This window comes from Muricoccus vinaceus (assembly GCF_042433125.1).
In the GTDB taxonomy this organism is placed as follows: Bacteria; Pseudomonadota; Alphaproteobacteria; order Acetobacterales; family Acetobacteraceae; genus Roseomonas; species Roseomonas vinacea.
The window spans coordinates 1-2,070 of sequence record NZ_JBHLVZ010000007.1 but is presented as its reverse complement, the minus strand read 5'-3'; the positions used below and the strand labels follow the sequence as shown (position 1 = coordinate 2,070).

The 2,070-nt window shown below is 63.7% G+C and carries 2 protein-coding genes and 1 pseudogene; 1 reads left to right on the top strand and 2 read right to left on the bottom strand.

Annotated elements, in window-relative coordinates; all coding sequences use genetic code 11:
* Positions 1 to 260 precede the first annotated feature (260 nt).
* Both ACFFIC_RS08085 and ACFFIC_RS08080 read right to left on the bottom strand, forming a co-directional pair.
* Positions 261 to 893, bottom strand: coding sequence for a PEP-CTERM sorting domain-containing protein (locus ACFFIC_RS08085; RefSeq protein ID WP_377049668.1), 633 nt, complete (start codon positions 891 to 893; stop codon positions 261 to 263).
* A 440-nt stretch (positions 894 to 1,333) separates the two neighbouring features.
* Positions 1,334 to 1,867 carry a transposase gene (locus tag ACFFIC_RS08080; RefSeq protein WP_377049667.1) on the bottom strand — a complete coding sequence of 178 codons (534 nt, stop codon included), beginning with the start codon at positions 1,865 to 1,867 and terminating at the stop codon, positions 1,334 to 1,336.
* Here ACFFIC_RS08080 and ACFFIC_RS08075 point away from each other — a divergent pair.
* A pseudogene (locus tag ACFFIC_RS08075) lies at positions 1,857 to 2,070 on the top strand (hypothetical protein); the annotation flags it as partial. The gene ACFFIC_RS08080 and the pseudogene ACFFIC_RS08075 sit on opposite strands and share 11 nt — an antisense overlap.

Here is a 2,070-nt window from a genome sequence, read left to right as displayed (position 1 = left end):
CATCAGGGCACCTCGCTCCCGCAGGAGCTTATCTGAAGTCTCCACCAACACGGGGGAGGGTCACTCAAGGTACCCCGGCCGTGTGGCGTGCAAGCGACCGTGCACGACGTTCAAGGTGCTGCGGCACGTGGCGAGCAAGCGCTCGTGCACCTGCTGGTGGACAGCACCAGATTAAAGCTCTGCCGATCGGGCGAGTTCCGGGTCTCGACAGCGTGAGCCAAGGATGGCCAGCAAATGGCTCCACCCTCGCCCTTGTTCGTTCAGGCCCGCCGCTTGCGCCAGATCAGCCCTAGTCCAACGAGGCCTATCCCGAACAGTGCCAGGGACGCGGGCTCAGGGACCGGCACAGCGGTCGTGGTGATGGTGCCCGAGAAGGTGCATAGCGGCTGCGTGCAGCCGCTGGCATAGTCGGCACCGAACTGACCCGTGAAGGTCGTGCTGCTGAACTGCAGGTAGAATTCAGACTCCGTGTCGCGGAAGTTGATCGCGCCACCCAGGCCGGACTCACTGTCGCCGAACAGGGCGAAGGACTTGATGAAGCCGAAGCTGCCGGTCCCACGCTGCTGGGTGAAGTCGTCCAGGGTGGCGAAGCCGAAATCACCGTTGACGTTGGTGCGGTTGCCGCCTTCGATCCGGAGCGACAGGAGACCGGCCAGCGAAGATTGGGAGTAGGGGTCCGGGTCCGTGTTGGTCACCTGGTAGGCGAAGCCGTTCTCATAGGCCGCGTCCGAAACGATCAGCTGACCGTTGATGGTGTTGGTCGGCAACGGGAACTGGCTGGGCGGGTGCTGGAAGGGCCCGATCTGGCTGAAGCTGAAGATGACGGCGGCATCGGCCTGTGCAGCACCAAGCAGCAGGCCGGCAGCGAGCACGGCCTTGGCAACGACACTCATGTTTGCCCCTCTTCGCAGGCTCCTTGCTGGAGCCCCACAACTGCTCCATGGCTAGAAACATGCCAGACGTGCCAACCCTCGATACAACAATAGGTTGTAGGGAGCTTGGGGAACCAACCAGTTACACCCGTAAAAACTGCCGACTTGTTGCGGAAAAGCTCTGATTCGGGGCATTACCCTGATTGCCATCATAGCGCTCGACACGCCCAGGTTGCGGCACCCGTTGATGCCACCTGCGGTGCTTGGAGCGCCGTCTCTGGCGTGTTCATGAAAGCTCCCTGAACTGCCCCTGCTCTACCCGGGCGGGGGCTCATTTTCCCAGCCTTCCGGCATCCCACCAGGGTTTCGCCCTAAAGCGCTGGTGAGCGGCATTCTGCCCCTTGCCAATCAGCACCTCAAATTGCACCGCAATTGGAGTGCGCCCCTGTGAGTGGACAAGGTCAGGCCGCTGTTTTGACCGCCTGCTGGGCGTGTTGATCCTCGAACTGCACGGGGCTGAGATAGCCCGGGGCCGAGTGCAGCCGTCGTGAGTTGTAGAGGTCGTCGATGAACCGCGGAAGGTCGGCGGTCACGTCCTCAAAGGTCTCGTAGGCGGCCAGGTAGACGGCCTCGACCTTGAGCGTTTTCATGAAGCTCTTGGCGTTGCCGTAGGGGTTGCCCCGTCGTCTCATCGAACCCGTCGGGCCGTGCGCGGCGAGCAGCTCACGATACGCCTCGGATGCGTATTGCGACCTGCGGTCCGAGTGGTGGATGCAGCCTCTGGGTGGCGCACGGGTCCGGATGGCCGCCTTCGGCGCTGCCACGGCGATCCGCGCGTCCATGGAGCGGCTGATGGCGTAGCCGATCACCTTGCGCGACCAGGCGTCGGATCTGTCAGAGCTCGCGCCAGGAGTGCCCAGACTGGCGAGCTGGGGCAGGCGTGGATAGGCTCCTGACGGGTTGATGGGCGGCTGGGGACCTGAGATGGAGTGCATGGACTGCGGTTCGGCGGAGGTGATTGAGCGGCCGGACCGCACCGCCCAAGGCTACCGCAGGTTCCGCTGCCGCGACTGCGGCAAACAGTTCAACGAGCGCAGTGCCGGCCTGCTGAACCGGGCGCAGTACCCGAGCGACGTCGTTGCGCTGGTGGTGCTATGGCGACTGCGGTATCGCCTTACCCTGCGCGATCTCAGCGAGA